The sequence below is a fragment of the Sinosporangium album genome (assembly GCF_900100605.1).
Classification (GTDB): Bacteria; Actinomycetota; Actinomycetes; order Streptosporangiales; family Streptosporangiaceae; genus Sinosporangium; species Sinosporangium album.
On sequence record NZ_FNCN01000034.1, the window covers coordinates 1 to 11,647 of the forward strand.

The window sequence follows — 11,647 nt, forward strand, 5'->3', positions numbered from 1 at the left end:
TTCAAGATCTCGTTCGCCCGCCGCAACTCACGCACTTCGCGTTCGAGCTCTCCGATGCGCTGAGCATCGGACGTCGTCCGGCCCGGACGCTGCCCGCCATCGACCTCGGCCTGCCGGATCCACGTCCGCAACGCCTCCCGATGCACCCCGAGCCGGTCTGCGACCCGGGCGATCGCGCCTGTCCGCTCGCCCGTCTGCTCACGAAGCTCAAAGACCATTCGAACCGCACGTTCACGCAGTTCAGAGCTGTACTTCCTCGGTGGTGCCATAGCTCCTCACCCTTCCAGGTTCAGGAGCCTCCAACCAACCCGGGGTGATCCACGTCATGACGCCGCACGCCTGGACATTCACCACCGATGAGCCGCCGCCACCCGTCAATGCCCCCACCGTGTCGGCGTTGAACGTCTGGCCCCACAACAATGGTGCGGCCACCACGCTGACGCCGGGCCTGTACGCGAGAGTCACCGACCCGGAGGGCCGCTCGTCCACGCTGAGCGTCGAGGTGGAACACGACCCGGCCGCCACCGGCCAAGGCAGCGGCCTGATCTGGTCCGGCACATCCCAGAGCGCCTTCCCCAGCGGACAGGAAGCCAGTGCGGCGGTGCCGGCGGGCAAGTTGTCAGACGGCTGGAAACTCCGCTGGCGCGCTCGGGCCACCGCCGGCGGGGTCAATGGTGCCTGGTCACCCTGGTCCACCTTCACGATCAATACCGCCGGTGGCGGCCAGCCCCTTCCGAGCGGCAATCGGGTGCCCCAGCCCACCGGTGCGGCTGCGGCGAATTTCAGTCTGGAGCACTTCACGACCGAGATCTGCCGGAAGGAAGGCTGGCAGGGTGTGCCGCCCCGCCCCGTTCTCCACGATCAATATCGGCCCTTCACGTGGTGCTACACCTGGACCTACGGGGTCACCCTCTACCGCACTGTCATCGTAGACGGTGTGAAGAAGAGGATCCCAATGGGATTCACGCAGTTCACCGCCACCACGATGATTCTCGCACGCATCGGGAACTACCTAGCCCAGGCATTGGATGACCCCAATAGGCACAGCCGCGACATCGACGTCTGGTACAAGATCGAGCCCGAGGGCGTCAGCATCAACGACAACGACATCATGCTGAACGCTAACATCACGACAGCGGGCAACCCCGGTCCTAGCGTCTGTGCCGTCGACGGGCCCTCTTCCAGAAGGGCGTCGCGCGCGGACTGGAAGTCGAACCCTTATGCACACTTCAAAATCAAGTCGAGTACCGCCGCCAGCAGCGGACCCGACCTGGTCGGTACCTGCAAGATAGCCCCGTACATCGCAGTCGGCGGATATCTCCAGGGCAGGCTCCTGAAGGATGAGGACGTCAAGAACTTCTACAAGGAGCCGGAGGTGATGTGCGACACCTCGCCCAGGTACCGGACCCATTATGGGGGCTGCATCCTGGCCAAGGGGAACAGGTTCATCACCTACTACGAGAGGAGCGTGAAACACGGGGAGGTTGCTCGTCACATCAAGAGCGCCTTCGCAAACACCAGCAAGGTGATCCCGGGAGACTTCCTGGAGTACATCGTAAGTGGTGCTGCGGGCCGCGGCGCTCCGCTGCATAGGATTTGGGATGAGAATGGCAACCCTCTCTTCAGAGAGAACACGAGGGAGAAGGACCGCGCGTGCGCACAGCTCGCGAGGCCCGCTGGGTACCAGTGCGATGAGTACCCCTTCGCCAGCGCCTACGAAGGAGCCGGAAGGAACGGCGCTGGGACGCTCACGGCGAATATCAGCTACAAGTACTTGCCGCAGCCGCACAATGGCAGTGCGGGCACGGCTTTGAGATGGTTCTACGAGCGACACAGGATTCTTGAAGAAGACCCCTTCTGGGTCCTCATCTCCCCAGGCCCAGGGCCTGCATCGTAGGCTGACACGGCTTTTCCAGAACGGACGTCGCCGGCTTCATCAGTCACATGGAGCCGGCGACGCAAGACTCAGCACTGCGGCGGGCCCATGAAACGGGCGAATTCAGCAACGCTCATGGCCGGTAGCGGACTGGCGATAGTGATTCCTGCATCGGGCGAGTCCGGGCTCTTGGCATCTGCTGGAAAGGTGGCGCCCGCGATCCGCTCCATTAGGGTGACGCAGGCGTATGCGTGCTGGGGAATGGTGCGCCAGCCTGGCCTCAATTTCCTGCCGGAGTGCTGTGTCGCGACTGTAAGAGGGGTGAAGTCCAGATTGTGCAGGTAGGCGTCGACCACCCCGGTGTTCCAGCCGCAGCGGGCGGACGGATCGGCTCTGTCGAAGTCGTAAGGGTCGAACCCGACCTCCAGCCTCCCGTTCGCAGCGTAGGCGAAGTAGGCCAGCGATGCGCCCGCCGCGTGCCATGGGTCCATATTGGAGTAGGTCTTCGCCCACGGGAGAAGCGCGATTCCCCACGCCAAACAGACGGCCAGATGGCCGTCACGTGACAGGGCGCTCATGACCTCTTGGCGGGCACACTCGTAGTCATAGTACGGGTGCGTGATCAGGATCCCGTCACCCCAACGGATGAGGGTTGCAGTGATCGAGTCGAGAGCCTCTGGGGAACGGTAGTCCGCCGCCAGAGGGACTCCGCCGATCAGCGACGCGACGGTTCCAATATCGTCGCGAGTTGTGAACATGGTGCAGAAATCGCCAACCACGGAAAGATCCACTGTCGAGCGCTCCACTCCCTGGGCCGTATCGTCGTCCTTCATCATGTCATCTACCGCAGGTCTGGAAATTGGCATACATGACCGACTAGTTCAAGGGTCACCTCCTACCACTTGCGCGTAGAGTTCCCACACCTGCGTTCCCGACTGCCCACGCCGCCGTCACGGTCTTACTTCGCGGCCACGGCAGGCGCTGCCCCCGGCCGATCCGCGAGGTCGCCGACGAGCAGGGCGACGTCTTCGTCGACCTCTACACCTCCAGCCGGGGCCACAGCGTCTGCGACAAGGCCGGCGGCCGGAACTGGGCGGACGGCCTCTACACCCGCTTCCCCGGCACGCCCGCCCTGATCCACCCCAACGCCAAAGGCCACGCCCACGCCGCCGACCGGGTCGAACACGCCCTCCTCGACGCCGTCGGCGTCACCTGAGCGCACGCCGTACCGCGGCGCACGCCGTACGGCGTTCCGGGGACGGGCGCGCGCCACACGTCGGCGAGAAATCGTGTCAGGGCGGCCTCGTCACCCGAGTTGAGGGTCTCTACAAGATCGCTTACCGCGCCTGCCGCGCGGCTCTTGACGTGCTCTTTCGTCGTGACTCCTCCGCCTCCTGAAGGAGGCGGAGGAGTCACCCCGGCACATCGTCCCGACAGCCGAACGGACACGCTCCCCGTTGGCCCAGCCGCCCAACGCCGTGCCGTACGGCTGACGCCGTGAGCTCGTCCAGCCCGACTACGCGACGCATGACCAGCGGATTCGTACCTTTTTTAAAGACATGGCCGAAATTCCCGGTAACGCTTCGCGCGGGCCGTTCCAAGTAGAGGTGTAAGGGCGGGCGGCGAAAGGAGCGGTGCGGATGCGCCTCAGCGAACCTGCGGCCTTGGACTCCATCCGCCGCCACAACGACGCCGTCATGCGCACCGCGGCCCGGCGGGTGGGCGATCCTCACCTCGCCGCGGATCCGACCAGTGACATCTCCCTGGCGGCTCTGGACCCGGCGCACACACCCCTGACCCTCACCTCCGACACGTCTAACGGCCCCACCGACGGGGGCGGGGCCGAACACGGGCACGGTCCCCGGCTCGACATTCACTCCGAAAACCGTCCCGCACCGCAGGACTGACGAGGGGGGACGGCTGCCGGCCGCTCCCACGGCGCCGCCGTACGTGCGGCACAGCCCACCTGTCGCAGGTGAAAAGCCGTCTCCTGCGCGCGGCTCCCGCACCCCCCGGGAGCCGCCCCCCGACCATCTCGACGGATTCCCCCCCAGAAAGAAAGAGTGATCCGTGAGGTTACCCTCCATGCCGAAGACCGCGATCGCCGCCGCCGCGCTGGCGTTCCTGATCCCAGGCGCCCCCCTCCCTGCCGCGGCGGCGACGCCAGGCGACCTCTCCCCCACGGCGTCGGCGCAGAGGCCGGGAGATCGGTCCTCCACGGCGATCGGCTGGCACACCTGTCCGACCCTCTCCGATGACGTGATCCGCTCCCGCAACGTCACCAACGACCGGATACCGGCCTTCCGCGCCCTGCTGAACCGGCTGGAGTGCGGAAAGATCGACGTCCCCCTGGATTACGACGAGCCCCGCGGCCGGCAGATCTCCATCGCCGTCACCCGGCTCAAGGCGGCAGACCAGGCGCGGCGCCTCGGCAGCCTGGCGCTCAACCCCGGCGGGCCCGGCGGCAGCGGCTACTACATGCCCGTCGAGCTGTTGATGATGAACGGCGACAACGCCCGGCTGAACGACCGGTACGACCTCATCGGCTTCGACACCCGCGGCGTCGGCTACAGCGCCAAGGCGCCCTGCCCGCCCGCCAGCGTTCCGCGGCCCGACCCCGGCCCGCTCACCGAAGAGGCCGCCAAACGCATCTTCGACGCCGAACACGCCGCCAACATCACCTGCGGCCAATCCGACGCCGCGTTCCTCGGCCGGCTCACCACCCTGAACGTCGCCCACGACCTCGACCGCGTCCGGGAGGCGCTCGGCGAGCGCAAGCTGCATTTCCTCGGCATCTCCTGGGGAAGCTGGCTCGGCGCGGTCTACCGCAGCGCCTACCCCCGCCGGGTCGAGCGCATGTTCCTCGACAGCGTGGCGCTGCCGAAGTTCCGCCTGGACGACTTCGAGGACGGCAGAGCCGCGGCGGCCGAGCGGGCCTTCCTCCGCCAGGCGGCCTGGATCGCCGCCCGCCACGAGACCTACGGCCTCGGCACCACCGCGAGGAAGGTCTACACCGAGGTCCTCAACCTCCGCCGCGCCCTGGACGAGACCCAGCGGCGCTACAACGATCTGCCGATGGCCCTCGACGGCGGTCTGATCTCCATGTGGGCCGGACGCGGTTCACCGGAATGGCCGAAGATCGCCGCGGCCTACCGCGCGCTGCGCGACTCGGCCAACGGCGACCCCGCACCGGCCGCCGTCAAGGACATGCTCGGCCGTCCTCGGCCGCCGGTGCCGCCCGACGCGCCCGAAACGTTCAACCTGACGACGAGCCAGGCGGTCTTCTGCAACGAGGACCCCAGCCGTCTCGGCTTCGCCGACGCGTGGGCCGCCTACCAGCAGCGCCTCGAAAAGAACCCGGTGACCGGCCGGTTCCTCCGCTTCTCCGCCGCCTGTGCGGGCTGGCCGCTCCCGGTTCAGGAGTACCGGGCACGCCACGGCGGAGGGTCGCTGGTGCTGTCGGGCCACCGCCACGAGTCCATCTCGCCGTACGAGTGGACGCTCCAGATGCGTAAGGCCATCGGCGGCAAGGTCTTCACCGTTGACGATGACATGCACGGTTCGGCCACCAAGGAGCAGAACTGCGCCGTCGAGATGGTGTCGTTCTTCACCACGGGCCGCATCGGCCGCGGCTGCCAGGGGGTAGCCACTCCCTAACGGCCTGCGGGCCAGGTGGCGGCACAGCTCGCCACCAGCACATCCCCTGACACGTCCGGCGACGAGCCGCGGGCGGTTCGAGAACACCGCCCGCGGCCGTTCGCCGGCTGGCAGATACCCCCACGGGGTATCAAGCAGTAATCCAGTTTCTGCCCCTCGACGAAGGGGACCCAGTTCGCCCCCGAAGGGCCGCCGTTCCACCAGAACCGGAAGTTCTGGTCCTTGTCGACCGCCACGAACTCGGCCTTGCGGTCCTTATTGATGTCGACCATCCAGAAGCGGGACGAGGAGGGGAACTGCTGAGACTGGATGACGCCGCGGTCCTCCCAGTTCGGGCCCAGATTGTAGGGGTGTGGCGAGGTCGTGCCCGGCCCGTCGTCCTTGATGTCGCACGGATCGGAGTCGGCGTTCTCGGCCTGGGAGTTCGGCCTCTGGATCCAGCCTCTGTTCTTGGCCTCTCCGGCCGCCTGCACGAATGCCATACCGATCTTGTCTTGACATCCTCTCCGCCCTAAAGGACGGAGAGGATGTCAATCCTAGGAACCACACACCCACCCAAGGGATCACCCACGAAAGGGCCTTGCGCGGCGGCGGGTGGCAGGATCGCGCTCCAGGCAGCCGGCGGGAGCCCAACGCCGAGCATCCCGGAGGCGTATGGCTCGATCGCCGGATACCTGTACCTCTCGTCCGAAGGAGCCTTCCCTGCTCAGAACTCGGTCCCCGAACTCGAGCCCGGGTGGCTTACGGGGAGGGCGACTGGCGCGGGTTGGAACGGTACCAATACCCTTCTGAACGTCATCATCGCGACGGAGACCAGGAAGCCGGTGCAAGTCCGGCACGGTCCCGCCACTGTGACCGGGGAGCGGACCCCGCGACGACCACTGCGCGAGCGGGAAGGTCGGGGCGAGCGTCGATCCGGGAGTCAGGAGACTGGGCTGTCGCGAACGTCCGTACGAGGCGCGTGGACACCTCAGGAGGCTTTGCGTGTTGGGCATGTTCCCTGTCCGGCGGCGGGTAGCCGCGACGTTGGCGGCGCTGGGCGCCGCCGTTCTCATGTCGGCCTGCGGAGGCGCGCCGGCCAAGGCGCCCGAGGCGCCCGAGGCGCCCAAGGCGGCGGCGACCGCGTCGGCGGGTTTCCCGGTGACGGTCGACAACTGCGGGGTCAGCACCACCTACACGGCTCCGCCGAAGCGCGTGGTGACCATTCACCAGCACCCGGCGGAGCTCATGCTGGCACTCGGCCTGGAAAAGTCGATGGTGGGCACCGCCTTCCCCGACTCGGAGGTGCTTGAGCAGTACCGGGCGGCGTACGAGCGCATTCCGGAGCTGGCGAAGAAGGAGCCGTCGTTCGAGGCGGTGCTGGAGACCGATCCCGACCTCGTCTACGGCGGCTACGGGAGCGCGTTCGCGGAGAAGGAGGGCCGTTCACGCCAGGCGTTCGCCGGCGCGGGGGTGAACACCTACCTCAACCTGGAGTACTGCAAGCGCGACAAGCTGAGCGTGGAGCAGGTGTACGAGGAGATCCGCACCATCGGCAAGATCTTCGGGGTGGGCGACCGCGCCGAGGCGCTCGTGGGCGACATGCGCAAGAAACTGGACACCGTCGCCACCGCGGTCAAGGACGTCGAGCCGGTGCCGGTGTTCGTCTACGACAGCGGTGACAAGTCGGCTTTCACCGCCGGCGGCGCCGGCATGGGCGAGCAGATGATCCGCATGGCCGGCGGCAAGAACATCTTCAGTGACGTCCCCGAGGTGTTCGCCGACGTCTCCTGGGAACAGGTCGTTGAGCGGAAACCCGAAGTCATCGTCCTCTACGACTACGCGGGAGCGGGCACCGTGGAGGAGAAGAAGAAGTTCCTCCTGTCCCAGAAGGTCCTCGCCGACGTTCCCGCCATCAAGAACCAGCGGTTCATGGTGCTGCCGCTCACCGCGACTCTCGTCGGTGTGCGGCCCCCCGCCGCCGTGGAGGAACTCGCGCGGTTCCTGCACCCGACAAAGATCTCCTCGTGACCAGGGCGGCGTCGCCGTCCCGTCTCCGCCCTCCGTTCCCACTGGTCCTGCTGCTTCTCACCGCCGTACTGCTGCTGTCGATGACGGTGGCGCTCGGCGTGGGGGCGGTGCGGGTGCCGCCGAGTGAGGTGTGGGGCATCCTCAGCCACCGCCTCGGCCTGCCCTGGCCGGCCGAGGCCACGTGGAGCCGGGCGCGGGAGACGATCATCTTCGATGTGCGGGCTCCGCGCGTGCTGCTCGGCGCGGTGTGCGGGGCGGGGCTGGCCGCGGTCGGTACGGCGATGCAGGCGCTTGTCCGCAACCCGCTGGCCGACCCCTACCTGCTCGGTGTCTCCTCGGGCGCGTCGTTCGGCGCGGTGCTGATGATCGTGCTGGGCACGACGCTGTTCGAGACTCGGGCGTCGCTGCCGCTGTCGGCGTTCGCGGGCGCGCTGCTGGCGATGGTCCTCGTCTACGTCACCTCCCAGGTCGGCGGCGGTATAACGTCCGTACGCCTCGTGCTGGCCGGGGTGGCGGTGGCGTCGGTGTTCACGGCGCTCACCAGTTTCCTGCTGCTGACCGCCGAACGGGGCAACGAGTCCCGCGAGGTGCTGTCGTGGACGCTCGGCGGCCTCGGCGGGGTGACGTGGGACACGCTGTGGCTGCCCCTCTCCGTGCTGACGGTGGCCGCCTCCTTCCTCATGCTGCAGGCGCGCAACCTGAACCTGCTGCTGGCCGGCGAGGAGGCCGCCACCACCATGGGCCTGTCGGTGCACACGTTCCGCATCTGGATGTTCGTCCTGCTTTCGGTGGTGACGGGGGTGCTCGTCGCCGCCGCCGGCCCGATCGGCTTCGTGGGGCTGATGGCACCGCATGCCGTACGCGTCGTCGTCGGCAGCGACCACCGGCGCGTCATACCCGCCGCGATCCTCGGCGGCGCCGGATTCCTCGTCCTGGCCGACGTCGTCGCGCGAACCATCAACGCACCGCAGGAGATCCCCGTGGGAGTACTGACCGCGCTGTGCGGCGGACCGTTCTTCCTGTGGCTCATGCGCCGCGGAGCGCGCCGCGCCGAAAAGGGGGCCGGCCGATGAAGGACACCAGCGCACTGTACGGCACCGCCCGCGCGAGCAGCCTCGACATCGAGGGCGTCACCCTCCGCGCGGGAGCCGTACGCGTCATCCGCGAGCTGTCGCTGACCGTTGCCCCCGGAGAGGTCGTCGCGCTCGTCGGCCCCAACGGCAGCGGCAAATCCACCCTGCTCCGCTCGATCTACCGCGTACTGCGCCCCGACACCGGGCAGGTGCGCGTCGACGGGCGCGACGCCTGGGGCCTGAGCGCGCGGGAGCACGCGCGTACGGTGGCCGCCGTCGTGCAGGACGCCGGGATCGAGGGCGACCTCACCGTGCGGGAGGTCGTGGCCATGGGGCGCACGCCGTACAAGCGGCTGCTCGACGGCGACACGGCCGAAGACGAGACGCTGCTCGCCCAGGCGCTTTCCCTCGTGAGCGCCTCCCACCTGAGGGACCGCCCCTTCACCCACCTGTCCGGCGGGGAGAGGCAGCGGGTGCTCATCGCCCGCGCGCTCACCCAGCAGCCGGCGCTCCTCGTGCTCGACGAGCCCACCAACCACCTCGACATCCGCCACCAACTGGACATCCTCGCCCTCCTGCGGCGGCTTCCCGCCACCGCCCTGCTGGCCCTGCACGACCTCAACCTCGCCGCCGTCTTCTGCGACCGCATGTACGTCCTGGCCGACGGCCACATCGCCGCCGGCGGCACCCCCGCCGACGTGCTGACCCCCGCGATGATCTCCGAGGTGTACGGCGTCGCCAGCGAAGTCGCCGTCCACCCCCGCACCGGCGCACCCCAGGTGACCTTCCTCCCCGCCGAGTAAGGCACATGCGCCGGGGCGGCTCACGGACTGGTCTGGGCTTCCAGAGCAGGCTCAGCCGGTCGCCGAGACATTACGGGGGCTTCGCATGTTGAGCCGGCCCCGAATATGAGGTGCCCAGGGTCAGGTTCCGGCCGCGGGATCCGATGGCGATTCAGTGCTTCTGGTGTGAAGCGCAAGGCCGCCACCGTTCGCGGGCCGGAACCCCAGCCCATGGAGCCCGGGATCGTCCACCGCGGTAACCACGCGCAGGACGCCAACCTCCGCCACCTCGCAGACCACGAGACGCACCAGCGCATCGCGCACCTCTAATGGGACGCCGCGCTGGATATGCACCAGGTCGAGACGGGCGATGGTGTGTCGTTTGTCCTCCCAGGACGCGACTGCATGCCCGACAAAAGGTTCGCCGCGGGCGTTGTCAACATAGGCCTGAAGCCAGCAGGCAAGCCTGGCCTCGACGATCAGTTGTCTGGGAGTGGTGACATCCATCCCTGCCTGGGCCAGCCAGGCGCCGACATTGGACCTAGGCGGAGAAACCGATGCCGGCAGCGATCCTAGAGTGGAATATGCCTTTTCGATGTCGTCCGGCAAGGCGCAAAGCCCAACGTCGTCGAGTGAAACTGAATCGATGAAGAACCCGGCGGGACAGACGTCTGGGGCATCGTGAGTGTCCAACAGGACGTACCCATCTCGGATTACCCGGCGGCTTCGGCGAACCAGCCCGGTATCGAGTTCCGCTGCAAAGCGAAATGCAAACTCTGCGGCCCATTCATCCGCCGAGGTCACTGGCAGGCCGGTGTACGAACCGCCAGCCCATGGACTCTTCGAATCCACCGGAAACCCGACCTTGATGGCGTATGTGTTCGGGTCTCGCCGCCAGTGGAAGATCACTAGCATGCCGTCAGGCTCTGCCAGGACATCCACGGCGGAGCACTCGTCCCTCCTGGCGCCCGCACGTAGCAAGAGTGTCCGGACCTCTTCGAGAATCTTCTGTCGGGACCATTCAACTGTCATACGTCCAGGCTCCCACGCCCTTCCCCTTAAGGGCGCGTGGGCAGGTCGGGCTGGAACTGGTCGCACCGGCGCACCCCAGGTGACCTTCCTCCCCGCCGAGTAAGTCGCATGCGCCGGGAAGGCTCACGGACCGTGCTGGGCCGCCTTGCGCGGGCCGGTGTAGACGACCCTGCGGCCGATGCCTTTCAGGCAGGTGATGCGGCCCTGCTCCTGGAGGAGCCGGAGCGCTTTGCGCATGGTGGGCCTGCTGCACTGGTACGCCTGGGCGAGTTCCAGTTCGCCGGGGAGGAACGAGCCCAGGGGGTAGCGGCCGACGGCGATCCGCCGGGAGAGGTCTTCGGCGATCTCCTGGTAGCGGTGGAGTAGGGCCGGGCCCTGATCGTCGAGAGGGCGAACCATCCAGCCCTTGGAGTGGACGGCGACCACGATCTCGAGGTCGGCCATGGTCTCCAGCGCCCGCCGTACGGTGCGGCGCGACCTTTGGAACCTGGCGATGAGCGCCGTCTCGGAGGGGAGGTAGGAGCCCGGCAGGTGGACTCCTTGCGCGATGTCGGACAGGAGCCGGTCCGCGATCTGGCGGTAGGGGGGATGGGCGCGGGTCCACTCTTGCACTGCGGGTTTCCGGTCCTGTCGTCGATGTCGGGTGGGATGCGGTTGCTGTCGTGCGGTGGTCACGGGTATCCGGGATGGTCGGGCGGGGCGGGAAGCCGTATGGCCTGCCCGCGGTCGCGCCAGCCGCGCTCGGCGGCCTGGGCGACGGCGCGGGCCGCCTCCTCGGGCGGGGCCATGGGGGCGGTCTCGTCGGGGAGGTCGCCCCAGTGGTACAGCCGGAACGCCAGGTTGATGTGGACGCGGCGGATGACGCCGCGGCGGTCGGGCACGTCCAGGCAGGGGCGCCCCGCGGCGCCTGTGCCCGGCCTGGCCTGTACGCCTTGCCGGACCAGGTGGATCTGCAGCCCGGTGATCAGCTCCTGTTCACGGGCGATGCCCGGCAGGGAGGTCATAGGCGAAATCCTTCCGTGAAAGGTCGTGCGGCTTTTTGTGCGGGAATTTTCGTGAGGCAGTGCCATCATGGGAGTCGCCGGGGCACATTCACAGTGGGTAGATTCGGGATGGCGGCCATCCCGCAACCCCCCGCAATCGGGAGCAGAAATGCCGCGCAAACCCATTCCTGTCGATCCGACGGTCTCACCGTGGCACTTGCTGGGTGCCGAGCT

13 protein-coding genes and 1 riboswitch are annotated in these 11,647 nt (G+C 67.8%); of the genes, 6 read left to right on the forward strand and 7 right to left on the reverse strand.

Annotated features, from left to right (window positions below; genetic code table 11):
• A partial coding sequence (locus BLQ73_RS25270) for a transposase (RefSeq protein WP_143020436.1) occupies positions 1-269 on the reverse strand: 269 nt, incomplete at its 3' end.
• A 44-nt stretch (positions 270-313) separates the two neighbouring features.
• On the opposite strand from BLQ73_RS25270, the gene BLQ73_RS25275 reads away from it, so the two are divergent.
• A complete protein-coding gene (locus BLQ73_RS25275) occupies positions 314-1,897 on the forward strand; it encodes a NucA/NucB deoxyribonuclease domain-containing protein (RefSeq protein WP_093174100.1) in 1,584 nt (527 codons plus the stop codon).
• A gap of 68 nt (positions 1,898-1,965) precedes the next feature.
• Here the strand turns inward: BLQ73_RS25275 and BLQ73_RS25280 are convergent, their stop codons facing one another.
• Together BLQ73_RS25280 and BLQ73_RS25285 are read right to left on the reverse strand one after the other, a co-directional pair.
• Positions 1,966-2,712 carry a hypothetical protein gene (locus tag BLQ73_RS25280; RefSeq protein WP_143020437.1) on the reverse strand — a complete coding sequence of 249 codons (747 nt, stop codon included), beginning with the start codon at positions 2,710-2,712 and terminating at the stop codon, positions 1,966-1,968.
• Between the two features lie 122 nt (positions 2,713-2,834).
• The gene (locus BLQ73_RS25285) at positions 2,835-3,149 is read right to left on the reverse strand and encodes a hypothetical protein (protein WP_143020438.1); all 315 of its coding nucleotides are present in this window, start codon (positions 3,147-3,149) and stop codon (positions 2,835-2,837) included.
• Between the two features lie 367 nt (positions 3,150-3,516).
• Between BLQ73_RS25285 and BLQ73_RS32765 the strand changes: the two genes are divergently transcribed.
• Positions 3,517-3,783 (forward strand): hypothetical protein, encoded by a 267-nt coding sequence (locus BLQ73_RS32765; RefSeq protein WP_176955672.1) that lies wholly within the window; start codon positions 3,517-3,519, stop codon positions 3,781-3,783.
• Positions 3,784-3,961: 178 nt separating this feature from the next.
• Positions 3,962-5,533 (forward strand): alpha/beta fold hydrolase, encoded by a 1,572-nt coding sequence (locus BLQ73_RS25295; protein ID WP_093174106.1) that lies wholly within the window; start codon positions 3,962-3,964, stop codon positions 5,531-5,533.
• Here the strand turns inward: BLQ73_RS25295 and BLQ73_RS25300 are convergent.
• Positions 5,530-6,015, reverse strand: a complete 486-nt coding sequence (locus BLQ73_RS25300) for a hypothetical protein (protein ID WP_093174108.1) — start codon at positions 6,013-6,015, stop codon at positions 5,530-5,532. The genes BLQ73_RS25295 and BLQ73_RS25300 overlap by 4 nt on opposite strands.
• 290 nt (positions 6,016-6,305) lie before the next feature.
• Positions 6,306-6,486: riboswitch (cobalamin riboswitch) on the forward strand.
• Between the two features lie 40 nt (positions 6,487-6,526).
• Here BLQ73_RS25300 and BLQ73_RS25305 point away from each other — a divergent pair.
• Genes BLQ73_RS25305 through BLQ73_RS25315 form a run of 3 tightly spaced genes read left to right on the forward strand, consistent with a single transcriptional unit; the run spans position 6,527 to position 9,419 of the window.
• Positions 6,527-7,543 carry an ABC transporter substrate-binding protein gene (locus BLQ73_RS25305; protein ID WP_093174196.1) on the forward strand — a complete coding sequence of 339 codons (1,017 nt, stop codon included), beginning with the start codon at positions 6,527-6,529 and terminating at the stop codon, positions 7,541-7,543.
• Positions 7,540-8,616 (forward strand): FecCD family ABC transporter permease, encoded by a 1,077-nt coding sequence (locus BLQ73_RS25310; protein WP_245691387.1) that lies wholly within the window; start codon positions 7,540-7,542, stop codon positions 8,614-8,616. The genes BLQ73_RS25305 and BLQ73_RS25310 overlap by 4 nt, the downstream gene beginning before the upstream one ends.
• Positions 8,613-9,419, forward strand: a complete 807-nt coding sequence (locus BLQ73_RS25315) for an ABC transporter ATP-binding protein (protein WP_093174110.1) — start codon at positions 8,613-8,615, stop codon at positions 9,417-9,419. The genes BLQ73_RS25310 and BLQ73_RS25315 overlap by 4 nt, the downstream gene beginning before the upstream one ends.
• A 120-nt stretch (positions 9,420-9,539) precedes the next feature.
• On the opposite strand, the gene BLQ73_RS25320 is transcribed toward BLQ73_RS25315, so the two are convergent.
• From BLQ73_RS25320 to BLQ73_RS25330, 3 genes are all read right to left on the reverse strand, one after another.
• Positions 9,540-10,313 carry a hypothetical protein gene (locus tag BLQ73_RS25320; protein WP_245691389.1) on the reverse strand — a complete coding sequence of 258 codons (774 nt, stop codon included), beginning with the start codon at positions 10,311-10,313 and terminating at the stop codon, positions 9,540-9,542.
• Between the two features lie 240 nt (positions 10,314-10,553).
• Positions 10,554-11,042, reverse strand: a complete 489-nt coding sequence (locus BLQ73_RS25325; protein WP_143020439.1) for a GntR family transcriptional regulator — start codon at positions 11,040-11,042, stop codon at positions 10,554-10,556.
• 59 nt (positions 11,043-11,101) lie between these two features.
• Positions 11,102-11,434 carry a hypothetical protein gene (locus BLQ73_RS25330; protein ID WP_093174116.1) on the reverse strand — a complete coding sequence of 111 codons (333 nt, stop codon included), beginning with the start codon at positions 11,432-11,434 and terminating at the stop codon, positions 11,102-11,104.
• Positions 11,435-11,647 lie beyond the last annotated feature (213 nt).

Coding starts and splice junctions, on each gene's coding strand:
- BLQ73_RS25315 (WP_093174110.1), top strand. CDS start 8,613: ATGAAGGACACCAGCGCACTGTACGGCACCGCCCGCGCGAGCAGCCTC.
- BLQ73_RS32765 (WP_176955672.1), top strand. CDS start 3,517: ATGCGCCTCAGCGAACCTGCGGCCTTGGACTCCATCCGCCGCCACAAC.
- BLQ73_RS25300 (WP_093174108.1), bottom strand. CDS start 6,015: ATGGCATTCGTGCAGGCGGCCGGAGAGGCCAAGAACAGAGGCTGGATC.
- BLQ73_RS25305 (WP_093174196.1), top strand. CDS start 6,527: ATGTTCCCTGTCCGGCGGCGGGTAGCCGCGACGTTGGCGGCGCTGGGC.
- BLQ73_RS25330 (WP_093174116.1), bottom strand. CDS start 11,434: ATGACCTCCCTGCCGGGCATCGCCCGTGAACAGGAGCTGATCACCGGG.
- BLQ73_RS25280 (WP_143020437.1), bottom strand. CDS start 2,712: ATGATGAAGGACGACGATACGGCCCAGGGAGTGGAGCGCTCGACAGTG.
- BLQ73_RS25320 (WP_245691389.1), bottom strand. CDS start 10,313: ATGCTAGTGATCTTCCACTGGCGGCGAGACCCGAACACATACGCCATC.
- BLQ73_RS25295 (WP_093174106.1), top strand. CDS start 3,962: ATGCCGAAGACCGCGATCGCCGCCGCCGCGCTGGCGTTCCTGATCCCA.